The sequence below is a fragment of the Sphingomonas bisphenolicum genome, assembly GCF_024349785.1.
Classification (GTDB): Bacteria; Pseudomonadota; Alphaproteobacteria; order Sphingomonadales; family Sphingomonadaceae; genus Sphingobium; species Sphingobium bisphenolicum.
On record NZ_AP018818.1, the window covers coordinates 908,607 to 933,560 of the forward strand.

Below are 24,954 nucleotides of genomic sequence, written 5' to 3' on the forward strand. Positions count from 1 at the left end.
CATGGACAGTCTTGCGGGAAAAGTCGCCATCATCACCGGTGCCGCCAGTGGCATCGGCCGCGCTACGGCGCTGTCGCTGGCGGCGCGCGGCACGTCGATCCTCGTCGCTGACATTAACGCCGATGCCGCGAAGACGGTGGCTGGAGAGATCGAGACCGCCGGCGGCGACGCCATTGCCCAGCCGTGCGACATCACCTGCGACAACGCGTTCGAGGCACTCAAGGACAAGGCGCTCGACCGGTTCGGTCGGGTCGATATCGTCATGAACAATGCCGGCGGGCTGACCCGGGGATTGCCCGAGCATGTCCCGCTTGACGAGTGGCGCCGGGTGCTGGACGTCAACCTGCTGTCGGTGGTGCGCAGCAACCTCGCTTTCCTGCCGCTGCTGATCGCGCAGGGCAGCGGCCATATCGTCAATACCGCCTCCTTCGCCGGGCTCATGACCTATGCCTTCGACCGGCTGGCCTATTCGGCCTCCAAGGCGGCGGTGGTCCAGATTTCCGAGGGGCTCGCCCTCTATCTGCGCCCCAAGGGTATTGGGGTTACGGTGCTGTGCCCCGGACCGGTGAAGACGAACATCATGGCAAGCCTGCGCACTTTCGGCCCGCCCACCGATACGCGGGGGCCGGGGCCGGCTTTTGACCTGATGGAGCCAGCCGAGGTCGGAGAGCAGGTCGCCGACGCCATATTGGCCAACAGCTTCATGCTGCCGACGCACGCCCAGATCCGCGACCATCTGATCGACCGGGCAGGCGATTGGGATGGCTTCATCGACCGGCAGATTGCCGACCCGCACATTGTCGCCCGCGCGGCCGACGCATGAGCGGTCCCAGAGGACGCGCGCGCCGTCCGGCCTACACGCTGGCGCTCCTGACCTGCGTCTATTTCTTCTACCTGCTCGATCGCAATGCCGTGCTGGTGACGCAGGAGTTGTTCAAGGCGGAATTCCACCTGAGCGACACGCAGGTGGGTCTCGCCACGGGGCTGAGCTATGGTGTGTTCTACGCACTGGTCGGCCTGCCGCTCGGCTTCATGATCGACCGGACGAACCGGTCCCGACTGCTCGGCGCGCTGGTCGCGATCTGGAGCGGGGGCACCATGCTCTGTGCGCTGGCGGGGCAGTTCTGGCATCTGGCGGTGTCGCGCGCCATCGTCGGCGCGGCGGAATCGGGCGGATCGCCGACGTCGCTTTCGATCCTGAGCGACCTGTATCCGCCTGAGAAGCGCGCGACCGTTTCCAGCATCTTCTTCGCTGGCGCCGGCGTCGGCGGCATCGTCAGCTTTCTTGTGGGGGGCTATATCGCGCAGCATTTCGGCTGGCGAGCGGTATTCTTCGTCTATGGCGCTCCGGGCCTGCTGCTCGCCGCGCTCATCTGGTTGACCGTGCCCGAGCCGAAGCGTCGGGCGATCACCGATACGAGCGTGGCGCGCGGCTTCTGGACGACCGCGCGCGGGCTTATCCAGGATCGCGCGCTGCTGCCCGTCTATTGCGGGTCGGTGCTTTATACCCTGTCCATGTCGGGTGTCGGCAGCTGGATGGTGCCCTATCTGATGCGGGTCCATCATCTGCCGGTCGCGACTGCGGGCGTCACGGTAGCGCTTGCCTTCGGGCTGTTGGCGACGCTGGGCAGCATCGGTTTCGGCTTTGCGTCGGATTGGTTCGAGCGGAAGCGCAAGGGCGGGATGCTGACCGCGCTCGCTATCGCCGCGCTGTTCAACGGCGGCGCCGGGATCGCGCTCGCGGTGTCGCAATATTTCCCGGTTGCGCTCGCCTGCTTTGCCCTGTGGGGCGTGAGTGCGCTGGTCTATTCCGGGCCGGCCAATGCGGGCATCGCCGGCCTGGCGCCCGAACGCGCGCGGGGCGTGGGTTTTGCCTTGTTCGCAGTGCTGTGCAACCTCATCGGGTCGGGGCTGGGGCCTTTGCTGACGGGCCTGTTGTCGGATTGGCTGGCGCCTGCGCTGGGCGCGCGTTCGATCAGTGCGGCGATTGGCGTGCTTGCAACCGTCCAGCTCGGTGCGGCCGTCGCCTTTTTCCTGGCGGCGCGCCAATGGCGAGCGCGCCAGCAGGTCTGACCGTTCTGACGGCTGCGCAGGAAGTTGTGGGCTGTATGGTGCTGATGACGACGATTCTGGAGTAGGCACACGTAAAAAAGAGCCCGCCGGATATGTATCCGGCGGGCCATTGCGTCCCCCTTTGGCCGCAATCCTTCAGAATTTGTAGCCCAGCTCCAGGCCGTACATACGCGGCTCGTTATAGGAACGGGTGAAGATGCCCAGGCTCGCCGAACTGGCCGAGCTGGCATAGGCGTAGGTGTCGTTAAAGGCGTTGCGCAGGAAAGCCGCCACCGTCATGCCGCTACCGCCGATGCCGCTCCATTCGATCCGCGCGTTGACATTGTCATAGGCCGCGAACGTGTCGTTGCCGTTGTAGAAGCGGCTCTGGTGATAATGGTCGGCATTCAGCACGATCTCGCCATCGGCCGGGCGGAACGGCAGCACCCAGCGGATCGAGTTGGTGAGCGACCATTTGGGCGAAGCGGGCGTAAGCGAGGGCAGTTGCAGGCCTGGAATGTCAGGCAGCGTGTTCGAGAGGATCTTCTGATGCACATAGGCCAGCGTGTTGGTGAAGCTGAGGCTCCGGTTGGGCTGGAACATCACTTCGGTCTCGAAGCCCGACAGGCGGCGCTTGCCGACATTGATGCCGATCGAACTCGATTGGGGCGCCGACGTGTCGTTCGACGGTACGATGGCTGAGGTGTTGAAGGCGACCACAGCATTCGAATAAGTGCCGCGATAGGCCGATACGTTGAAGCGCAGCCGGCCCTCGCCCAGGCGGAATTCAGACTTCACGCCGATTTCGACATCCTTGAGCGTTTCGGGCTGATAGGATTGATAGGGACGAAGGTCGGCCGGATTGGCCGTGGGCAAGCCGTTGTTGCCGATGCAGACGCCGTTGGAATTGCCCGTCGTGCAAGGCGTGGTGAAGCCCGGATAGTTGAGGCCGCCCTCGCGGTAGCCCTTCCGGTGGGTGACATAGGCGAAGATTGAATCCGAGACCTGCCAGTCGACACCCACATTGTAGGTAGTTGCGCTTTCCTTCGTGCTTGCCGTGCTGGCGCCAGCCGCCGAGGCACAGGCGTCCGGGGCGATGGAGGGTTCCGACGTGTCGATCAGGATGGTCGGCACCGTGTTCTTCTCGGTTACCGAACAGGCGCTTTGCGACGTCTTGTTGTAGCGGATGCCGCCATTCAGCTTGATGCTGTCCGTGATCTTGAAACCGAGCTGGCCGAACACAGCCTTGTTGGTCTTGTCGGTATAGGCGATCACCCAGGGGCCCGCGGCGGCGGCGACGGGAAAGTTGCTGCCCTCCAAACCGGTCGGGTTTTCCTTGATGTAGAAAGCGCCGACCAGATAATCGAGCCGGTCGTTGAACAGCGTACCGAAGACGTGGAATTCGTCGCTGATTTGCTCTTCGCGCGCCCGGTTCGATGCGGTGATGATCGGCAGCGGCGTGAAGGCGACGCCGTCGGTGTTGAGGTCGGTTTCCAGATGGGTGCGGCGATAGCCGAAGATGTTGCGCAGCGTCACCGCGTCGCTCAACGCGAACTCGGTCTTGTTGGATACGCCCCACAGGTCGCGGTTGAGGCGCTGGTTGATTTCCGAGAAGGTCTTGCGTGGCCCCAGTTGTTGCTGGAGCGCAAAGGTGTCGTCAATGTCGTTGCCCGCCGGAAGGGCGCCGGGAATGGCGCCGCAGCCGGGGTTGAACGCGTTGACGGTATGGCAATCGAAGAAATGGGCCAGTTGCGGGACACGGACGAGGCCCGTGGGCAGCACGGCGCTCAAGATCGAGCCGGTGCCGGCCTCGCGTGCGCGGAACCAGTCGAATATCGTGATATTGCGGAACCCGTCGGTCGGTTCGATCAGCAGCGAGGCGCGGAAGCTGTCCTGGTGAACATCGTCCATGTCGTGCCCGCCGGACAGATTTTTGGTGTATCCATCACGGCGGGTCATCTTGCCGGACAGGCGCAGGGCGATCTTGCCATCGATGATCGGCACGTTGATGGCGCCTTCGACGTCCTTATAATCGTAATTGCCGTAGCTGCCGCGGACATAGCCTTCCAGATTATAGGTAGGTGCCTGGGGCGTAATGATTACGGCGCCACCAATGGCGTTGCGGCCGAACAATGTACCTTGCGGTCCCTTGAGCACCTGAACGCTGCCCAGATCATAGGCTGGAATGTTGGATCCCTGGAAATTCAGCGGGATGTCGGCAAAGTAATTGATGACCGCATTCGGCGCGACGCCGATCGGGATGCGCTGCAGCCCGCGCATGACGACGTTCATATTGCCGCCGCCGCCCTGGTGGACGAAGCGTATGCCGGGGGCGACGGCCGTCAGGTCTCCCAGCGAGCGCACGCTCTTTTCGGCCAGCGCCTCGGTGCCGAATGCAATCACCGATACGGGAACGGTCTGGGCATTTTCCTCGCGCCGATTAGCCGTGACGATGATGTCGCTAAAGGATGCGTCGCTGGCCGTTTCCTGTGGCGGCGCCTTCGCGGAACTTTCGGCTGTCTGGGCATAGACCGGGAAGACCGTCACCGCCCCCATGGCCAGCGCGCTCGCGCTCACCATTTCCATCAACTTCATGATAACCCCTCCCATATGTGCACCCGGCATCGCTTTGTACGATCTTGCCGACATGGGAGAGCATAGGCAGCGCGGGGCATGCTTCAATTCAGGAGAACTTGCGGGTTTTGCCGGGCTGCGCCGCGCGGAACGCGCGCTAAAGTCGGATCATGTTACGGGTCGGTACGCCCATGCATCTCCCGTGGAGGTGACTCCGAACGGAAGCGCACAGGTTCCTCATTCGACGGCGGAGGGAGCGAGCGGGCTGCAGCCGTAGAGGAACAGATGCACGGTCCGCTCGGCATGCGCGCGAATGTCGCGATATTCCTCGGCATGGACTGGTTCGAGAATGACATGATTGGTGAAAAAGATGGTCTGGAAGAAATGTTCGGCCAGAAACTCCGGTTCGGCATTCACGAGGGCGCCGGTGCGCAGCATTTCGGCAAAATATTGCCGCAGCGGCAAGCCTTCTTCTTGACGGAACACTTCCAGGCATCGACGGCTCAGTTCGGGATGAGTTATGGCCGCGCTCAACAGGACGCGCGCGAACTGATAATAGGGCTGCGATCCGCAGACGGGACGGAACATGCGCAATATATGTTGTTCGGCAAAGTCGCTCAGCACCTGCTTGATCGGCAGGTCGGTTCGCAATGTATTCCGCAACAGCACCGAACTCGTCCCGACTGCTTCCAGAAGGCATTGCGCGAACAGTTCGGTCTTGTCGCCGAACAACTGGTAGATCGCTGCCTTTCCCACGCCCGCTGCGAAGGCGATCTCGTCCAGATTGGTGCCGGCAAATCCGCGCTCCAGGAAAATCTCGGTCGCACGATGCAGAATCCGCAGGCGCTTCTGGGGCGAAGCAGTCTCGACAATGTCGAGAGGGACACGCGACGGTGCGGCGGTGGAAACATCCTTCAGCCGCCGGACGGGATCAGAAGCCATGGTCCGCTCTCCACATATAGCAGGCGCTCTTTTAAGCGTCGATTGCCGCCGATGTTTAGCGTGCGCCTTCATCTCCGCCACCTGCCTTCGGACAGGACGCTCAAGGCGCGGCTCTTGGTTTTAGAGGGACACAGATATGAAGCAGACGGTCGATCCATTCGGCATTTTCTTCCAGCTTCGCTATGTCGCCCGCGACATTCGGGGCGCGGTCGCCATGCTGGAAACCCGGATGGGCGCACGCCGTATTGACCTGATCTCGGATTTCGCCGATCCGGCGGGGAATGCCGTCGCGATACGGTCGCTGGCTCATTTGTCGATGGGTGATGTCGAGATCGAGATCATCCAACCCCGGCTCAACTGGCCTTCGATCTATCTCGACGCCCTGCCGATCGGTGGCGCCATGATAGGGCTCCATCATCTGGGCTACATGCAATCCGACATGCCTTCGTGGGAGGCTGCGATGCGGACGATACGCGCGTCGGGCATGGACATCGCCATGGAAGGCGACACCCCGAACGCACGCTTCGCCTACGTCGATACCAGACCTCTTGTGGGGCATTTCACCGAAATGGTCTATCGCGCTTCGAGATAGAGCTTGCCGATGTGGCGCGCACGGGGGGTCGATGTGTCCCACTGCACCGCATCGTCGCGATCGGCGAGCCGCAGGTCGGGCATGCGCGCGAGCAACTTGTTCAGGAGCAGCGGCACGACATTGCGGGTGATCGCATTGCCTATGCAGGTGTGCATACCATAGCCGAAGGCCAGATGGTCCTTCCCATTGGGTCGGTCGATGTCGAACCTGTAGGGATCGGGGAAGATGTCCGGATCATGACAGGCGACCCCGAGCATGGCATAGACCGGCATGCCTTTGGGAATGACCTTTCCACCCAGTTCCGTGTCATCGGTCGCGAAGCGCATGACGAGCGATACAGGCGGGTCGAGCCGCATACTTTCTTCCAGCACGGCGCCGGCAAGCGATGGATTCTGCCGCACGCGTTCCGCGATGTCCGGATGCCGCGCCAGGTTCATGAGCGAGGCTGCGGCAGCGCCCGCGACCGTCGATACGCCACCGATCAGCAGAACGATCATCATCGCCATCATCTCGTCATCATCGATCGCGCCGTCCTCGGCGCCATCGGCAATGACTCCGATGAGATTATGGCATCGACCTTGCCGGGCAAGCGCCTGTTGTTCCTTGCAATAGGCCGCGCCCTGGGCCCAGGCGTCGAGATAGGGTTGCGGCTTGGGATCGCCCGGTCGCATGCTGTCCAGCAGCGGCAGCGTCGCGACATAGTTCATGAAAATCGCCTGGTCCTTGTCCTCGATCCCCAAAAAGCGACGCAACAAAATGTCGATCGAAAGCGGTTTGGTGAGATCGCCGAGCGCTTCGAAGCCTTTGCCTCGCTCCACTATGTCGTCGATCAGCCTGTCGATAAGGATCGCGGCATTTTCGTTCAGCATCTGCGTGCGCTTGGGCGTGAAGGCGGGGTTTACGACTTTGCGGCGGCGCGTATGGTCTGGCGGGTCGGCATAGTTCATCACTGGCAGGCCATTGAAGAAGTCGATCCGCTCCATTCCGGGTAGATTTTTCGGCTTCAGGCTGGAAAAGGCCTTGAAGTTGCGCAGCATCGCCTGGTTTTGCGCGAAGCCTGCGACATAAGCCGATGGCACACCCTCCATATGGATGAAGCCCGGAGACTGGGTGAGCAGCATCGGATGGAATTTTTCTGGATGGCGCCGGAAGGCGTCCCCAAACGGATCGAAGTCGGAAAATTCCAGATCCCTGGCATTTCCTGCAATATAGCTGGTCATCGTCGCCTCCCGCAATTCTTCTCATCGGGGCGACCTTAGGAAGAGAGGCTCATGCGGGTCCATCAGGCAGAACTCGCGAGTTCGGGACGAAAATAGGTAAGCCAGGGGTTCACAATTTGTCTCGTCGCATCCGGGCAAGCGGAATGTCCGCTTCTGCGTGTACGAGCGGCAGCAGGCAGCGATACGCCGCCACTTCAGGACGCTCTGCTGGGTGATCCCGTTTCGCTTCGCGAGGGCGCGCGAATGAAGCTGGCGATCACTGTAGCTGGCCTCGACTGGCGTGCGTGGCGTTGCCGTGGAGAAGCTGGCCCATGGCTCCCTCCGCTGCGATGAGGATACCTATATGAACCGTACCGGGTTTGCCGGAGGCTATTTGGTTTAAGTTACGCAGCCATGGAGACGTCGTCCAGCATGGCATAATATTGTGCTTCGGCCTCAGCCGGTGGGATATTGCCGATGGGCTCCAGCAGGCGTCTGTTGTTAAACCAGTCCACCCATTCGAGCGTGGCATATTCGACGGCTTCAAAGGACCGCCATGGTCCTCGCCGATGTATCACCTCGGCCTTATAAAGGCCGTTGATCGTCTCAGCCAAAGCATTGTCATAGCTGTCGCCGACGCTGCCAACCGATGGCTCGATCCCGGCTTCGGCAAGCCGCTCCGAGTATCGGATCGACACGTATTGCGATCCGCGGTCGCTGTGATGGATGAGACCACCCCGATGGACAGGACGTCGTTCGTGGATAGCCTGTTCCAGTGCGTCCAGCACGAAGCCGGCATGCGCAGTCCTGCTGACCCGCCAGCCCACAATGTAGCGAGCATAGACATCGATCACGAAGGCGACATAAACGAAGCCCGCCCACGTCGCGACGTAGGTGAAGTCCGACACCCAGAGCATGTTCGGCGCCGGTGCATGGAACTGCCGGTTCACATGATCGAGCGGGCACGGCGCAGCCTTGTCGCTGATCGTGGTGCGCACGGGCTTGCCCCGGATCACCCCCTGTAAACCCAGATCGCGCATCAGACGCGCGATAGTGCAACGGGCAACAGCAAAGCCCTCGCGGTTCATCTGCCGCCAGACCTTGCGCACGCCGTACACCCCGAAATTCTCGGCAAAGACCCGGACCACCTCTGGCTTCAGATCCTGATCGCGCCGGACACGATCTGACAGTCGCTCCGGATCACGTCGCTGTGCGACGCGCTCATGATAGGTGGATGGGGCAATTGGCAGAACCCTGCAAATCGGCTCGACCCCATATTCCGCGCGATGCTCGTCTATGAAGGCCGTCATCGTTTGAACGGGCGGTCGAGCTCCGCCTGGGCAAAATATGCGCTCGCCTTGCGCAATATCTCATTGGCCTGACGCAACTCCCGGTTCTCAGGCTCCAGCGCCTTCAGGCGATCAGCCATCTCGGTAGGCACGCCAGCGCGCTTGCCGCTGTCCACCTCCGCCTTCTTTACCCACTCGTTCAGCGTGTGCGCCGAGCACCCGATCTTCTCGGCGATAGAAATCATCGCTGCCCAGCGAGAGGGATGATCTGCTTCGTGATCCAGCACCATGCGCACCGCCCGTGCGCGAACCTCAGGTGCAAACTTGTTCGTCGTTTTGCTCATATCGGCTCCACTTACTCAGAAGTTGGAGCCTCCGGCAAACCCGGTACGGTTCAATACCCCATCACATACTGGCACCAAACGCCCAGCGTCATGCGTTTTCAATGCGCGACGACGCCGGTCTGGCATGCTGCCTGCGGCTATAAAAGCGCGATGATCGCAACACTATCCGATGATGTCATGAACAGGCTTTTGCCATTGGCGCCAAAGCAACAATTGGCGACCGCCTTGCCGGTGCCTACGATGCCCAGCAATACCCCGTCCGGTGTCAATATATGCACGCCGCCCGGACCGGTCGCAAAGACATGGCCATCGGGCGCCACCTTGATCCCATCGGGCAAGCCCGGCAGACCCTGGGCGCGCTGGCTTCTCATGTCGTGAAACAGGCGCTGATCGATAAGGCGTCCTTTGGCGTCCAGCGTGTAGGCGCGTACCTCCGGCCGCTTTTCGTCGGATAAGGCCAGATACAGGGTGCGGCCGTCCGGCGACAGCGCCACGCCGTTGGGACGGCGGTGATTGCCATCCAGCAGGGCCACGTCACCATCCGGCGTCAGCGCATAGAGGCCATTATGGTCGATTTCGCGCAGCGATGACGCATCGCCATCCGCAAAACCATAAGGCGGATCGGTGAAATAGATGGTGCCCGATGGCGCGATGCACAGATCGTTGGGGCTGTTGAAGCGCCTGGAATGAAATCGATCGGCCAGGATGGTGCGCTTGGTCGTTTGCAGGTCGATCCGTACGATCGCGCGCGTGCCGCTGTCGGCGGCGATCAGTTGACCCGTCTTGTCGATGGCCAGGCCGTTGAGACCGGCTTCGCGAATGCCGGGAGGCACAGCGGTTTGCAATCCGGCGGGGGAGAGGAAAGGCTGCGCGCCCAGTCCGGCACGCCAGCGATAGACGATATTGGCGGGCGGATCGCTGAACAGCAGATAGTCGCCCTGTGGCACCCACACAGGCCCTTCGGCCCAGCGAAAGCCGTGAGCCAATATCTCGATCGAAGCGGATGGCGCGATGATCCGATCCAGCGCCGCGGACAGGCGCGTGACGCTGCCCATGGTCGCCGATCCGGCAACAGATTTTCCCACTGCGATCGCAGCGAGCGGCATGGCAGCCAGCGACGCCAGCACGGTCCGGCGCGCGATCAAGCGCCAATCCTGACGCTGCGGCCCTGCGCCGCGGATTGATAGATCGCCTCGATCACGCGCAGGTCGGCCAGACCTTCTTCGCCCGGCACGATTGGCGTCTTGCCCGTCAGGATGCATTCGGCGAAATGATCGAGTTGCCCCGCAAATTGCGTTTTGCCGGCCGGGGGCAGGGTGCGCGGCGCGGTGACGCCATCCTTGCGGATCGTCATGCTTTGGCCCGCATAGGGCGTCGCCGGCTCCATCCCGATCCAGCCCTGGGTTCCGTTGATGCGATAGCTGTTATGCCCGCTGCTGTAACTGGAAATACAGTCCGCTACGATGCCGGACGGAAAGCGCAGCAGGAAGCTGATCCGATCCTCCACAGTGCGGAAACGCGGGTCGGACCGGTCAGTGGATTCGACTGCGCTCACTTCAACCGGTTCCTCGCCCGTCAGGTAACGCGCGGCGTTCAGGCTGTAGATGCCGATGTCCATCATCGATCCGCCGCCGGACAAAGGCTTGTCGAGCCGCCATTGGTCCGGCTTGATCGGAAAGCCATGTTCCGCCGTGATCAGACGAGTGGGGCCGACATGCCCGCTGCGCGCCAGATCGATGGCCAGGCGGTTATAGGGTTCGAACCGCGATCGATAGCCGATCATCAACTTCTTCCCCGCCTGGCGACAGGCCGCGATCATCGCCTGACAATCGGCCACGGATGTCGCCATCGGCTTTTCGCACATCACATGCTTGCCAGCCTTCGCGGCGCGAATGGCATATTCGGCGTGCAGGCTGTTGGGCAATATGATGTAGACGGCGTCGATATCGGGATTATCGCGGATGCGATCGAAATCGGCATAGCTGTAGCGATGCGTCTTGGGGACGCCATATTGATCGCCAAAGTTCTCCAGCTTGGCAGGCGTGCCGCTGACCAGCGCTGCAATATGGGCGTGCTCGCATCCGGCGAAATTCGGCATGATCTGGCGTGTGGCATAGGAACCAAGCCCGACGATCGCATAGCCGATCTTGCGCGCCGACGCCGCCGACACGCCGCTGCCGACGGAGGCCAGCATCAATCCGGCGCCCAAACCGCCGATAATGTCACGCCGCGAACCGGTCGCCATATCCGCCTCCCAATATCCTGTGGCTTTGCGCTTTCAGTCGGCCGGCCAACCAGGCGCAGCGCGAAGCCAGCCCAGATTGCGCGCGGCGATCGCGGCTTGTGTGCGGTTGCGCACATTGAGTTTGCGCATCAACGCCGTCATGTGCACCTTCACCGTTGCTTCCGCCATGCCCAGTTCATAGGCGATCTGCTTGTTCAACAGGCCCGAATGGACGCAGCGCAGGACTTTCATCTGGGTGGGGGTCAGCGCCGGCGGCTCGTGGGGTCTTGCAGGCTGTCGGAAGTCCCGCTGATCGGAACTATTGTGCAGGTCCAGCGCAATGAACATCCGTCCTCTCCCTGTTCGATCCGATTCGAATCAGCCAGCCTGTTTGGCCTGCCAGCTTGGTGAATGTCGTTAGCGCTAACAGTAAGAGGATTGGTCAGACAGGTTCAAGCCAAAAATGCGATATACGACCATGAAAGGGTAGAATATCGCAAAATGGCGCGATATCTGTCTAACAGATTTATAGAAGCGCTGGTGCGGGACGTCGTGATGGCGGCGCGCGAGAAGGGGGAGAAGGATGACGTTAACATCGCGTCGGTCGGCCGTAGCCGACCATGTCCCGACAAGGCTGTCCATCCGCTGGGTCGCCGGACGATGACACCGGCGGATTATCGGCTGATCCTGTCGGCCGTCATCGGCATCGCGCTCTCCATTGTCCTGATCATCCGGGGTCGCTTGCATCCCTTCGTCGGCCTGCTCTGCGGTGCCTTCACCGTGGGCCTGCTCGCGGGCCTGCCCATGGAAGACACTGCCAAGGCGGTCGAAAAGGGGGCAGGCGCCATCCTCGGCGGCACCGGGCTGGTCGTGGCACTCGGCCTTGGCCTCGGCGCGATGCTGCAATTGTCCGATGGCGCTGGCGGTATGGCCCGTGCCGCGCTGCGTCTATCGGGCGTGAAGGGCGCGCCATGGGCCAGCCTGTTCACGGCGATCGTCATCGGCCTGCCGCTCTTCTTCGAGACCGGTCTGGTCTTGCTGCTACCGATCGTCGCATCGGCCGCGGCCGCGCTCCCCGCGGGGCAGAATGGCGATACGGCGAAGCTCCGCCTCATGCTGCCCGCGCTGGCGGGCCTGTCCGTTGTTCACGCGCTGGTGCCGCCGCATCCCGGCCCGTTGCTGGCGGTCAACGCACTGGGCGCCAATCTGGGTCTGACCCTGCTCTACGGCCTGATCATCGGCATTCCGACGGCAATCATCGCCGGGCCACTACTGGCGCGTTTCACCGCGCCGGGCGTGGCGCTCAGCCCGCCTTTGCTCGATCCGGTGAAGGTCGATGTCGCCACCCCCTCTGTCGGCCGCTCGCTCGCCGCCGTGCTGTTGCCGGTTGTCCTGATCGCCGCAGGACAGGCGGTGGCGCTGCTGCCGCCAGCCGTGGGCGTGCATTTCCATTGGCTTAGCTGGGTCAGCGATCCGGTGGTGGCGCTGCTGGTGGCCGTGCTCGCCGCCTTGCCGCTGCTGTTCGGCCGCCGGATCACCGACCGCACGATCCAGAACGCGATCTGGACCGAAGCGATGACGCCCGCTGGCGGCATCATCCTGGCGATCGGCGCGGGCGGCGCGCTCAAGCAGGTGCTGGTGACGGCCGGGCTGTCCGACATGCTAGTGCGGGTGGCGGATGGCGGCGCGATTTCGCCGCTCATCCTCGCCTGGGGCGTATCGGTCTGCATTCGCCTGGCCACCGGTTCCGCCACCGTGGCGACGATCACCACGGCCGGCGTTATGCAGGGGCTGGTCGCCTCGTCGGGGGTGGAGCCGGAATGGATGGTGCTGGCCATCGGCGCAGGCTCGCTCTTTTTCTCGCATGTCAACGATCCCGGTTTCTGGCTGGTGAAAAGCTATCTGGGGACAGATATGGCGGGCACCTTCAAGACATGGTCGATCATGGAAACAGTGGTCGCGATCGTTGGCCTGTTGCTGGTGCTGTTCGCCAGCAGCATCTTTTGAGGTGGCGACCCATGCCTTCCCGCGACAGGGACATAACCCGATGAACCAGACGCGCCTGTCCGATCATGTCTATGCGGCGATCGTGGACATCATCAAAGGCGAAGGGTTGGAAGTCGGCGGCCGTCTCCCTGCCGAAGCACGCCTGGCCGAAATGTTCGGCGTGTCGCGCGCCATCGTACGCGAAGCGCTGATGCGGCTGGCGTCGGACGGCATTACCGAAGCGCGGCGTGGCGCTGGCTCCTTCGTCAAGAGCCGCCCGTCGGATCGGCTCGCCGCCTTTATGCCGTCCACGGAATTGCCGACGACGCTGGGCAGTTATGAAGTGCGCTTCGTGCTGGAAGCGGAAGCGGCGCGCCTCGCGGCCAATCGCCGAACGCCGCAGGACATGGCGGACGTCGAGGAGGGCATGGAGTTGCTGCGCGCGGCCCTGCTATCGAGCGAACCCGCCCATATGCAGGATATGGAACTCCACCGCCGCATCGCGCAGGCGACCGGCAATCCCGCCTTTCTGGTCGCCTTCGACGCGCTCCATGCGGATGTCGACAAGATCATGCGCGCGGGCGTGGACATCAGCCGCTCGCGCCCGCCCGAGGTGATCGCGACGATGTTGCGCGAACATGACCAGATCGTCGATGCCATCCGCGCGCAGGATGCAGAGGGCGCGGCCCTCGCCATGCGCTGGCATCTCTGGGAAGGACGGCGGCGGTTGATGCCCTGACTATTGGTAGCTTTTCAGCCAGCCAAGCACCTGATCGCGTAGCTCTTTTGGCGACGCATCGGTCGTCAGGACCAAGGCCGCCTCATCGCAGGATGGCCGTTCCAGCGTGACCAACTGGCTGTCGAGCAGGCTGGCGGGCATATAATGGCCCGGCCGGTTCTGCAGCCGCGTCAAAAGCCGTTCGCGGCTATTTTCCAAGAGGACAAAGCGCACCGGCGCGCCGATTCCCGCACGCAGCCGATCGCGATAGCTGTACCGCAATGCAGAGCAGGCCGTGACAACCGCTACAGATGTCTCGATCGCTGTTGCACTGGCCTGCGCCAACCGATCGAGCCAGGGCCAGCGATCCTCGTCCGTCAGCGGATCGCCGCGCCGCATCTTCTCGACCGCGTCGGGCGCATGATAGTCGTCGCCTTCCAGAAACGGGCAGGCGAAGGCGTCGGCCAGCAAAGCCCCCAATGTCGATTTGCCGCAGCCACTGACGCCCATGACGATCACGGCCAAGGGGGCAGGGGCGGCGGCAGATGGCGGCAAAGCAGCGTTCCTTGGAGAACAGGCGATGCCCCCACGGGCATCGCAATGATGCGATCCCCTGTACCAGCCGGGCAAAGACCCTGAAAACTACGACCTTCGTCGCAAGTGCCAAAGCCCGCCTCAGCTTATAGCCGTGCGACGCAGCAAGATGACAAGATGGAAGGTCGGCTATGATCGCACGCAGCATGATCGCCGCTTTATTGGCGGCGACCACTTTGGCAACACCGGCCTGGGCGGCGACGGTATCGGTCTTCCCGGTTGCGCCCGAAGAACCGACCGCCGTCACGGTTCAGGCCAGCGGCGACGGCCGCGCGGACGATAGCGCGGCGATCCAGCAGGCGCTGGATCAGGCGCGCGACAAGACCGGCCACGGCATCGTCTTCCTCCCGTCGGGCACCTATCGCATCAGCCGGACCTTGGTCGTGCCCGCGGGCGTGCGCGTCTATGGCGTCGGGCCGACCCGACCGGTGATCCTGCTCAGCCCCAATACGCCGGGCTTCCAGAAGGGCGTTTCGACCATGATCGTCTTTGGCGGCGGCGATCAATATCGGGTCGGCCAGGTGCCGGTCCCGGTGCCGACCGTGGTCCCGCGCGACAAGGTAGTGCGCGACGCCAATTCGGGCACCTTCTATTCGTCCATGAGCAATGTCGATATTGAAATCGGCGCGGGTAATCCGGCGGCGGCGGGCGTGCGCTTCCGCATGGCGCAACACGCCTTCCTCAGCCATATGGAGTTCCGGCTGGGAACCGCCTTCGCCGGGGTGTATCAAGCCGGCAACGTCATGGAGAATATTCATTTTCAGGGCGGCCGCTATGGCATCGTCACCGAAAAAACCTCTCCCGCCTGGCAGTTCACCCTGCTCGATTCCAGCTTCGACGGACAGAGCCAGGCCGCGATCCGCGAGCATGAGGTCGACCTCACTCTGGTCAATGTCGCCATCCGCAACACGCCGGTCGGGATAGAGATCGATCGCGGCTATAGCGACAGCCTGTGGGGCAAGGATGTCCGCTTCGAAAATATATCGAAGGCGGGTGTCGTCATCTCCAACGAGAAGAATGTCTTTACCCAGATCGGCTTCGACAATGCGCTGGCGGTCAACAGCCCGGTCTTCGCCCGCTTCCGCGACAGCGGCAGGACGATCGATGGCAAGGGCAACGCCTATAAGGTCGCGTCCTTCTCCTATGGCCTGGCTATTCCCGATCTCGGCCACACCGGCGACTATAGGACCGACGCCGACATTCAGGCCCTTCCGGCCATGCCTGCCCGCCGTGCGCCCGCCATCCGCGACCTGCCCGCCATGGCCGATTGGGTCAATGTCCGGTCTTTGGGGATCATGGGCGACGGTAAAGCGGACGACACCGCCGCGATCCAGAAGGCGATCGATACCCACCGCATCCTCTATTTCCCGGTCGGATTCTACAAGGTGACGAACCGCCTGACGCTGCGCCCCGACTCCATTCTCATCGGCCTGCATCCCGCCATTACCCAGCTTTACATTCCCGACGACAATCCCGCCCATGCGGGGCTGGGACCGGTGTTGCCGATCCTGGAAAGTCCCAGAGGCGGCGACAATATCCTTTCGGGCCTTGGCCTCTTCACCGGCCGTGTTAATCCCCGCGCCTCGGCGCTGTTGTGGCGGTCGGGCGAGACGAGTCTGGTCGAGGACGTCAAGATCATGGGCGGGGGCGGCACCCCAACGGCGGACGGCAAGATGCTGGGCGCTTTACGGGTCAACACCGGCGATCCCGTCACCGACGGGCGGCTGGATGCGCAATATCCCAGCATCTGGGTGACGGATGGCGGCGGCGGCACCTTCGCCAATGTCTGGAGTCCCAACAGCTTCGCGCAATCGGGGCTGCACGTCACCAACACAAGCACGCCCGGCCATGTCTATGAAATGTCGGTCGAACATCATGCCCGCAATGAAATCGTCCTCGACAATGTGCAGAACTGGGAGTTCCTGGCCCCGCAGACCGAGCAGGAAGTCGACGATGGCCCCGACGCCATCTCGCTCGATATCCGCAATTCGAACAACCTGCTGTTCGCCAACTATCATGGCTATCGCGTGACCCGCACCTACGCGCCGGAGAAAAGCGCGGTAAAGCTCACCAACTCCAGCGACATCCGCTTCCGCAACGTCCACATCAACGCCGAAAGCGGCTTTGCGACCTGCGACGACGGAGGCTGCGGCACCTTCCTGCGCGCCAGCAAATATCCGTTCGACAATGCGATCGAAGATGTGACGGCCAGGCGCTTCGTGCGCGAGCGCGAGTTCGCCAGCCTGAACATCGGTGCGGCCGATCGCACCATCCCGCCCGTTTCGCCCGGCAGCACACCGGTCGAAAAGCTGGAGGACGGTTTCTGGTCGATCTCCGGCGCGGCGGTGGATGCACAGGGCGCGCTCTATTTCATCGACCGTCGGTTCCAGCGCATTCATCGCTGGAGCGAGGCCAGGGGGCTGGAGATCGTGCGCGACCAGGCACTCGATCCGGTCAATCTGGCGATCGACGGATCGGGGCATCTGCTGGTGCTGTCGTCGCTGGGGCCGAAGGCGGGGGTTTATTCGATCGACCCGAACGGTCCGCCGGACCGGATGACGCTGATCCAGCCGACGCCGACGCGCACAAAGGGGGCGGCGAGGACGCTGCTGCCGGTCAACTGGTGGAACAATGGCGAGTTCAGGGACCAGCTCGATCCAAAAACATACCAGTTCACGACGCTTGCCGAAATGTTCGCCCGCGATGCCGGCACGCCCAAGGCGCGCGAATATCTCTCCCCCGACGGCAGCCTGGCGCTGCCCGCCTTCCGCGTGTGGCAACAGGGACCGGTCGATCATGTCGGCTGGCGCTGGTCGGACAGTCTGAACGCCAATGGCTTGGTCGGCGGCAAGCTGGGCGATCGTCTTTTCGTCACCAACGGATCGGAGAATATCACCTATAGCGGCACGGTCGGCGCGGGCGGCACACTGACGAAGCTTAAACCCTTCGCCAATCGGGGCGGCGAAAGTGTCGCGGTAGACGGGCAGGGGCGCGTCTATGTCGCGAACGGTCAGATCTTCGTCTATGGCGCGGACGGGCAGGAAACGGGCAGGATCGACGTACCCGAACGGCCGTTGCAAATCCTGTTCGGCGGCCCGGACAAGCGGACGCTTTTCATCCTGACGCACCACGCCTTGTACGCCGCCAGACCCTGACGATCTGCCTGTCGGCCGCATCTACGACCTATGTCTTAAGTGCGGCGGACGCGGGCACAGACTAACCTGAAAACAATAGCCCATCATGCGGCGTGGCGGCTCTGGGAGGGGCGGCCGATATAAGAGGGGATGATCCATGAAAGCGACGATCGCAATCCATCGGCACATGGCCGGCGTCAGCCTGGCCGCGATGGCAGCCTTTGGACTGACAGTCCCGGCCCATGCGCAGGCTGCGCCAGCACAGCCCGCGGCGGTTGCGCCGCAGGCGCAAACCGATGACGCTGCTGCGCCGCGCAATGCCGACATCGTCGTCACCGGATCGCGCATCACGACCAGTGGTTTCAATGCCCCCACACCCACCACGGTGATCGGCGAAGAGCAGATCGCCAACAATGCGCAGCCCAATATCTTCACCACCATCGCCCAGTTGCCCTCGCTTCAGGGATCGACCGGGGCGTCGACCGGCACGTTCAGCACGTCCAGCGGCCAGCAGGGCCTCAGTTCCTTCTCGCTGCGCGGCCTGGGCGCGATCCGCACCCTGACCCTGCTCGACGGCCAGCGCGTCGTCGGCGCCAATGTGACGGGCGTGCCCGACATCAGCATGTTCCCGCAATTGCTGGTGAAGCGCGTCGATGTGGTGACCGGCGGCGCGTCTGCATCCTATGGCTCCGATGCGGTCGGCGGCGTCGTCAATTTCATCACCGACACCCATTTCGAAGGGTTCAAGGGCAATATCCTAGGCAGCATCACCAAATATGGCGATGATGAAACCGCGCTGGTGCAGGCGGCCTATGGCAAGGCGTTCCTGGACGATCGCCTGCATGTCGTGCTGAGCGGCGAATTTGATCATGAGGGCGGCGTCGGCGCGGGTGATTTCGGCACAGACCTGGCCGGCAGCCGCGACTGGTATCGCGCCACAACGCTGATGAACACGGGCCAGACCAGCAATGGCCTGCCGCAGTTCAACTATCGCGATTATGCGCAGCCCTATCAATATGCCCGCTACGGGCTCATCAACAACGGTCCGTTGCAGGGCATCGCCTTCGACCAGAATGGTACGCCCTATAATTTCAACTATGGGTCGGGAGGCCAGCCTACCGGCACCGGCGCGGTCACCAACTGCTATCGCGGCAACAGCTTCTGCGAGGGCGGCGATCTGTCGGGTGCGCCCGGATCGGGCGCCTCGCTCAAGTCGGCATTGGAACGCATCAACGGTTATGGCCGGATCGGCTACGACTTCGCCGACAACAATGAAGCCTATGTCACCGTCAACATTGCCCAGGTCAAAACCAGCAATCAGCCCAGTCCCGGCTATAACCGGTCCAGCCTGACCGTCCAGTGCGCCAATCCCTATCTGCCCCAATCGGTTCGCGACCAATGCGCTTTGGCGGGCATCACCCAGTTCGGTTTCGGCACCAGCAACGGCTCCTTCCCCGATCCCAAGGTCCATACCGACCGGCGTCAATATCGCTTCGTCGGCGGGCTGAAGGGCAAATTCGATCTGGGCGGAACCGACTGGAACTATGATGCCTATTATGAACATGGCATCACCATTTCCGATATTCGCGTTCAGGACATCGTGCTCCAGAACCGCTATGTCGCGGCGACAAATGCGATCATGCTCAACGGCGCGATTGTCTGCGCCGACCCCGCCGCCCGCGCGGCGGGTTGCCAGCCGATCAACATCTTCGGCGGCGCCACGCCCTCTTCGGCCGCGCTCGCCTATGTCGCGCCACACGAAAACGGGCCGTTCCAGCATACCAAACTGACGCAGGACGTCGCGAGCCTCAACTTCTCGGGCAATCCGTTCGAACTATGGGCCGGGCCGGTATCGGTCGCTTTCGGTGGCGAATATCGGCGCGAATTCTACCGGGTGAACGCCGATCCCTATGGCGCGGGCGTCTCTGCGCTCAGCCCCAACAGTCCCGAATATCCAGCCGATCCCCTGCTCAATTCCACGTTGGGCAGCAACTGGGCGGCGGGCAACTATAAAAATGGCCGCGGTAAATATGAAGTCTATGAAGGCTATCTTGAAGTCGATCTGCCCCTGTTCAACAGCGACTCGATGGGCCGTGCGAACCTGAATGCGGCGGGTCGCGGCACCCATTACAGTACGTCGGGCACGGTCTGGACGTGGAAGGTCGGCGGCACCTGGGATACGCCGCTCAGCGGTCTGCGCCTGCGCGCTGTGACGTCGCGCGACGTGCGCGCGCCCAACCTGTCGGAACTGTTCGCCGCGCCGACGGTCACGACGTTGCCCAACTTCAACGATCCGTTCCGCAACCAGGCGGTGCAGGTGTTCCAGAACACGATCGGCAATACCGCCCTCAAGCCCGAAGTCGCGCGCAATACCGAACTGGGCATCGTGCTGGCGCGCCCGGAATGGATGCCCGGCCTCAGCCTGTCGCTCGATTATTATGACATCAAGCTCAAGGGCGTGGTTTCCAGCCTGTCCGCAGACCAGATCGTCCGCTTCTGCTTCGAAGGCAATCAGGCCTTCTGCGGCGGATTCCAACTTGACGGCGCGCAGGGCACCAACTTCGTCAACGTCCAGCCGTTCAACCTCGCATCCTGGCGGACGAGCGGCTTCGACATTGAAGCCAGCTATCAGTGGCAGCAGCCGCTGGGGCTGCCGGGCAGCTTCACCGTCCGCGCGCTGGCGACCCACATCCGCAAATTCATCGTCAATGCGGGCATCGCCGGGGTCGATCCGGTCGATCAGGCGGGGGCCAATACGGGCGCAACGCCCGATTGGAAATGGCTGGCCGTGCAGACCTATGACAGCGGCCGTTTCAGCCTGACCGTGCAGGAACGGTGGATCAGCGATGGCGTGTTCGGCAATCAATATGTCGTCTGCCAGTCGTCCTGCCCGGTTTCCACCGGCAACCATCCGACGATCGACCGCAACAAGATGAAGGGCGCATTCTATGTGGACGTGGGCGCCACGTTCAAGATCCGCGACACTATCTCGATCTACGGGAAAGTGGACAATCTGTTCGACAAGGATCCAGTGGCGTCGCCCCAGACCAATACCGGCCTGGACGTCAATCCAGCCCTGTATGACACATTGGGCCGTATCTATCGGGCAGGCGTCCGCTTCAACTTCTGATACCATTCATTTCGATCTCCCCAACCTCGTCCCGGCCCTGCACGGCCGGGACATCTTCTTTTCTGGAGCATGCCGGATGTATCGTGGATTGCGCGGAGCCTGTCTCACCATCCTGCTGGGCCTGGCGGCGACGCAACCGGCGTTCGCCTCGCCCTCCGTTTACACCACCGCGCCGGACGAACCCCGCGCGGTGACCGTAAAAGGCGTGGGCGACGGTCGCGCGGACGATGGCCCAGCGATCCAGCAGGCGATCGACAAGGCGGCGGAAAAGGGCGGTGGCGGTATCGTCTTTCTGCCGGCCGGCACCTATCGCATCAGCCGTACGCTCTTCCTGTGGCCCGGCGTTCGTATCTTCGGCATCGGTCAACAGCGACCCGTCATCCTGTTGGGCAAGGATACGCCGGGTTTTCAGCGCGGCGTCGCGCATATGCTGATGTTCACCGGCGCCAGGCGCCAGACGGACAAGGACAGCCCGCCTGCGGCTTTCCCGCCTGCCGGCAGCGTGCCATATAACAAAACGATCGCCGACGCCAATCCCGGTACATTCTACACTGCGCTCGGCAATATCGATTTCCGCATCATGGACGGCAACCCCGCCGCCACCGCGATCCGTTTCCATTCCGCCCAGCATAGTTTCGTCAGCCATGCCGATTTCGACATCGGGTCGGGCCTGGCAGGCCTCTATCATGTCGCCAACGAAGCCGAAGACCTGCATTTCAAAGGCGGGCGATATGGCATATTGGCGGAAAAACCCTCCCCGGCATGGCCTTTTGCGCTGGTCGACGCGACGTTCGAAGGGCAGCGCGACGCCGCCATTCGCGAGCATGAGGCCGGGCTGACGCTGGTCAATGTCGCCTTCCGCAACGTGCCGGTCGGGATCGAGATCGACCGGGGCTATGGCGATTGGCTCTGGGGCCAGGACGTTCGCTTCGAAAATGTGGCCAAGGCCGCTATTATCATCTCGAACGAGAAGAACGTCTATACGCAGATCGGCTTCCAGAACGTCCTGGCCGCCAATACGCCCGTATTCGCACGCTTCCGGGAGAGCGGCCGGACGGTGTTGGGCAAGGGGGCCACTTATAAAGTCGCGTCCTTCACACACGGCCTCACCTTGCCGGGGTTAGGTCAGATCGGCGCTTATAAGACCGATATGCAGGCGGAAAATATCGTCAGCCTACCTGCGCCCGCCGCGCCCGCCATTCGCGCCCTGCCCGCCGTTGCGCAATGGGTAAGCGTCCGCACGCTGGGCGCGAAGGGGGACGATAGCGACGACGACACCGCCGCGATCCAGAAAGCGATCGACACGCACAAGGTTGTCTATCTGCCCACGGGCTTTTACCGCGTCAGCGACACGCTGCGCCTGCGCCCCGATACGGTATTGCTTGGCCTGCACCCCAGCCTGACACAGATTATCCTGCCTGACGGCACGCCGGCGTGGCAGGGTGTCGGCGCGCCCAAAGCGCTGGTCGAAAGCGCACAAGGCGGCGATGCGATCGTGTCAGGGCTCGGTCTCAACACCAACGGCGCCAATCCGCGGGCGACTGCCCTGCTGTGGAAGGCCGGGGCCAATTCCATGGTCAACGATGTGAAATTCCAGGGCGGCCATGGCACCAACCGCTTCGATGGCAGCACGATCAGCCCCTATAATAACAACGGCACCGCCGATCCTGACGTCGCGCGTCGCTGGGCGGGGCAATATGCCAGCCTGTGGGTGACGCAGGGCGGCGGCGGCACCTTCGCCAACATCTGGAGCCCCAGCACCTTCGGCCATCCCGGCATCCTGATTTCCGACACCCAAACGCCAGGTCGTTTGATCCAGGCTTCGGTCGAACATCATGTCCGCACCGAAATCGCCCTCAATCGGGTTGCTAACTGGGAATTGCTCGCTCCCCAGACCGAGGGAGAAGCCGGCGAGAGCGGCGACGCGGTGGCGCTGGAAATCCGCAATTCCCACAATATTCTGGTCGCCAACTTCCATGGCTATCGCGTGACGCGCACGCGCGAACCCGCGCCGGCTGCCGTGACGCTCTATAATTCGTATGATATCCGTTTCCGCAATGTCCATGTGAACGGCGAAAGCGGCGTCGGCACCTGCGATGAAAATGGCTGCGCGACATTCTTGCGTCTGACCAAATTCCCGTTCGAAAATGCGATCCGCGATATGACCCATGGCCTGGATGTGCGGGAACGGGAATTTGCCGTACTCGACATCCCCGCCAGGCCAAATCCGGTCTCTGCTGCCGCGTTTCTGGGCAGCAAGATCGAAAAGCTCGCCGATGGCTTCCATTCGGCGGGCGGCGGCGCGGTGGATGCGCAGGGGCGGCTCTATTTCATCGATCGGAAGTTCCAGCGCATCTGGCGCTGGTCGGACGCCGGCAAGCTGGAGATGGTCCGTGACGCCACGCTCGACCCCGTCAACCTGACGGTAGACCGCTCGGGCAACCTGTTGGTTCTGTCGTCCTACGGTCGCAATGGCACGGTGTATAGTATCAGGCCCGACACGCCGGACAGCGACATCAATATCATCGCGGCAACGCCAACCGCTGCCCGTGTAGAGGCGGCCACGGTGCTGCCGGTCAACTGGTGGACTAATGGTGAGTTCAAGGATCAGATCGACCCTGCCACCTATCAGTTCACCACCCTGGCCGAGATGTTCGCCCGCGATATGGCACGGCGCAACGCGCGGGAATATGTGTCACCCGACGGCAGCGTGGTCCTGCCCGCCTGGCGGGTTTTCGCGCAAGGACCGGCGGACCATCGCGGCCTGCGCTTCTCGGACTCGCTCGACAGCTATGGCTTCATTCAGGGGCGGCCAGGCGAGCGTGTCTATGTCACCAACGGATCGGAAAACCGGACATATAGCGGCATCGTCGGCGCAGGCGGCGCGCTCAGCGACCTCAAACTCTTTGCTGAGCGTGGCGGGGAAGGGGTGGCGACCGACGCACAGGGGCGTGTCTATGTCGCCAACGGCCAGGTCTTCGTCTACGCCGCTAACGGCAGGGAGATCGGTCGGATCGATGTGCCGGAACGCCCCTTGCAGATCCTGTTCGGCGGACCGGATAGACGCACTCTCTTCATCCTATCCCATCATAGCGTCCATGCCGTGAAATTGAATATGTAAGCGCCAGTCTTCCCCGATACCCATATTTAGGCCACCGCACTGACGCTTGTCCAAGCGTCAGTGCGGTGGCCTCGATCGTTATTTGTGAACCGGCCTGAGCATGTCATGCATGTCGAGCCAGCGCACGAAGGCGTCGAACCATCCGGTGCTGGTCGTTGCCTTGGGATACATGCCAAAGCCATGGCCGCCGCGCTCATAGAGGTGAAATTCAACCGGTCGCTTGGCGGCGCGCCAATCGTCGATCAGCGTGAAATCGCGACCGCCGAACAATGGATCATCCGCCGCGATCGCTGCGAACATGGGCGGCGCGTCCTGCGGCACCGTCATGCTGCCGAGCGGTCCATAGATATTGCCGATGAAGGCCGGCTTGGCGTCCTTCGTTGCCAGCGTCGTCGCCATCGTCAGCATCGCTCCTGCGGAAAAGCCGATCATGCCGATCCGGTCGGGATCGACATGCCATTGCGCCCTACGGCTGCGGATCAGGCGGAAGGCGGCGGTGGAGTCGGCGAGCTGAGGGGCAAGGTCCGCGGCCGCGTTGCTCGCCGCCGGGAGCGGCGCGCGCGCGGCGCCGGAAAACATCTCCTGCATCGATTTTTCAAACGCCGCCATGCTGGCCGGCGTCTGGCGCAGGCGATATTTGATGACGAAGGCGGCGATGCCCTTGGCGGCGAGGGCGCGCGCGACGTCATAGCCTTCATTGTCCATGGACAGCGTGCGGAAACCACCGCCGGGTGCAACGATGATCGCCGCGCCTGACGCCTTGGCCGGGTCCGGCAGGAACGGGGTGAGCGTCGCGACGGTGACGTTGCGGGCGAACTGGCTACCATATTGGCGGTGCCAACTTTCCTGCGCCATCGCGCCGGGCAGGGGGCCGGTGCCAAGTTCGATTGCGTCAGGCTGCGCTGGCGACGCGATCGGCGTCATCTTCTCCTTGTCTTCCTGCGCCTGGACAAAAGTCGGCATCAGGCAAGCGGCAACAGAGATCGCGAGCAGATGCTTGATGCGAAATGGCAGCGTAATAGTCTTCATCGGCTTTTTCATGGCAGCTATCCTCT

Annotated in this window: 17 protein-coding genes and 1 other annotated feature; of the genes, 8 read left to right on the forward strand and 9 right to left on the reverse strand. The window is 62.6% G+C overall.

Translation table 11 applies throughout. From position 1 onward, the window contains the following. The first annotated feature begins 1 nt into the window (after position 1). A complete protein-coding gene (locus SBA_RS22450) occupies positions 2-823 on the forward strand; it encodes an SDR family oxidoreductase (protein WP_261937089.1) in 822 nt (273 codons plus the stop codon). Next, positions 820-2,073 (forward strand): MFS transporter, encoded by a 1,254-nt coding sequence (locus SBA_RS22455; RefSeq protein ID WP_261937090.1) that lies wholly within the window; start codon positions 820-822, stop codon positions 2,071-2,073. The genes SBA_RS22450 and SBA_RS22455 overlap by 4 nt, the downstream gene beginning before the upstream one ends. A 135-nt stretch (positions 2,074-2,208) precedes the next feature. On the opposite strand, the gene SBA_RS22460 is transcribed toward SBA_RS22455, so the two are convergent. After that, a complete protein-coding gene (locus tag SBA_RS22460; RefSeq protein WP_261937091.1) occupies positions 2,209-4,647 on the reverse strand; it encodes a TonB-dependent receptor in 2,439 nt (812 codons plus the stop codon). A 216-nt stretch (positions 4,648-4,863) separates the two neighbouring features. Beyond that, positions 4,864-5,568, reverse strand: a complete 705-nt coding sequence (locus SBA_RS22465) for a TetR/AcrR family transcriptional regulator (RefSeq protein ID WP_261937092.1) — start codon at positions 5,566-5,568, stop codon at positions 4,864-4,866. 136 nt (positions 5,569-5,704) lie between these two features. Between SBA_RS22465 and SBA_RS22470 the strand changes: the two genes are divergently transcribed. Continuing rightward, positions 5,705-6,160, forward strand: a complete 456-nt coding sequence (locus tag SBA_RS22470) for a VOC family protein (protein WP_261937093.1) — start codon at positions 5,705-5,707, stop codon at positions 6,158-6,160. Here the strand turns inward: SBA_RS22470 and SBA_RS22475 are convergent. The 5 genes from SBA_RS22475 to SBA_RS22495 all read right to left on the reverse strand — a co-directional run bounded on the left by SBA_RS22475 (position 6,142) and on the right by SBA_RS22495 (position 11,564). Then, complete coding sequence (locus SBA_RS22475; protein WP_261937094.1) at positions 6,142-7,380, reverse strand: cytochrome P450; 1,239 nt, start codon at positions 7,378-7,380, stop codon at positions 6,142-6,144. The two genes, SBA_RS22470 and SBA_RS22475, sit on opposite strands and share 19 nt — an antisense overlap. A gap of 383 nt (positions 7,381-7,763) precedes the next feature. Continuing rightward, a protein-coding gene (locus SBA_RS22480; protein ID WP_261937095.1) for an IS3 family transposase occupies positions 7,764-8,992 on the reverse strand; the annotation gives its coding sequence in 2 pieces (ribosomal slippage) (positions 7,764-8,704 and positions 8,704-8,992; 1,230 coding nt in all). After that, positions 8,595-8,711 (reverse strand) — a sequence feature (AL1L pseudoknot). It overlaps the preceding gene by 117 nt. A gap of 137 nt (positions 8,993-9,129) precedes the next feature. Next, complete coding sequence (locus SBA_RS22485; RefSeq protein ID WP_261937096.1) at positions 9,130-10,137, reverse strand: SMP-30/gluconolactonase/LRE family protein; 1,008 nt, start codon at positions 10,135-10,137, stop codon at positions 9,130-9,132. Next, positions 10,134-11,237, reverse strand: a complete 1,104-nt coding sequence (locus SBA_RS22490) for a Gfo/Idh/MocA family protein (RefSeq protein WP_261937097.1) — start codon at positions 11,235-11,237, stop codon at positions 10,134-10,136. The genes SBA_RS22485 and SBA_RS22490 overlap by 4 nt, the downstream gene beginning before the upstream one ends. Positions 11,238-11,270: 33 nt before the next feature. Then, positions 11,271-11,564: a response regulator transcription factor gene (locus SBA_RS22495; protein ID WP_390902480.1), complete on the reverse strand. Its 294-nt coding sequence runs from the start codon at positions 11,562-11,564 to the stop codon at positions 11,271-11,273. 312 nt (positions 11,565-11,876) lie between these two features. Here SBA_RS22495 and SBA_RS22500 point away from each other — a divergent pair, with 312 nt between their 5' ends. Next, positions 11,877-13,223: a GntP family permease gene (locus tag SBA_RS22500; protein WP_261937496.1), complete on the forward strand. Its 1,347-nt coding sequence runs from the start codon at positions 11,877-11,879 to the stop codon at positions 13,221-13,223. Between the two features lie 40 nt (positions 13,224-13,263). Continuing rightward, the gene (locus SBA_RS22505; protein ID WP_261937098.1) at positions 13,264-13,941 is read left to right on the forward strand and encodes a FadR/GntR family transcriptional regulator; all 678 of its coding nucleotides are present in this window, start codon (positions 13,264-13,266) and stop codon (positions 13,939-13,941) included. Here SBA_RS22505 and SBA_RS22510 read toward each other — a convergent pair whose 3' ends face one another. Then, positions 13,942-14,430, reverse strand: coding sequence for a gluconokinase (locus tag SBA_RS22510; protein ID WP_261937497.1), 489 nt, complete (start codon positions 14,428-14,430; stop codon positions 13,942-13,944). A gap of 215 nt (positions 14,431-14,645) precedes the next feature. Here SBA_RS22510 and SBA_RS22515 point away from each other — a divergent pair, with 215 nt between their 5' ends. From SBA_RS22515 to SBA_RS22525, 3 genes are all read left to right on the forward strand, one after another. Further along, positions 14,646-17,669 carry a glycosyl hydrolase family 28-related protein gene (locus tag SBA_RS22515; RefSeq protein WP_261937099.1) on the forward strand — a complete coding sequence of 1,008 codons (3,024 nt, stop codon included), beginning with the start codon at positions 14,646-14,648 and terminating at the stop codon, positions 17,667-17,669. 136 nt (positions 17,670-17,805) lie between these two features. Beyond that, positions 17,806-20,778: a TonB-dependent receptor domain-containing protein gene (locus tag SBA_RS22520; RefSeq protein WP_261937100.1), complete on the forward strand. Its 2,973-nt coding sequence runs from the start codon at positions 17,806-17,808 to the stop codon at positions 20,776-20,778. A gap of 76 nt (positions 20,779-20,854) precedes the next feature. Further along, positions 20,855-23,899: a glycosyl hydrolase family 28-related protein gene (locus SBA_RS22525; RefSeq protein WP_261937101.1), complete on the forward strand. Its 3,045-nt coding sequence runs from the start codon at positions 20,855-20,857 to the stop codon at positions 23,897-23,899. Between the two features lie 78 nt (positions 23,900-23,977). On the opposite strand, the gene SBA_RS22530 is transcribed toward SBA_RS22525, so the two are convergent. Next, complete coding sequence (locus SBA_RS22530; RefSeq protein WP_390902482.1) at positions 23,978-24,940, reverse strand: alpha/beta hydrolase; 963 nt, start codon at positions 24,938-24,940, stop codon at positions 23,978-23,980. Positions 24,941-24,954 lie beyond the last annotated feature (14 nt).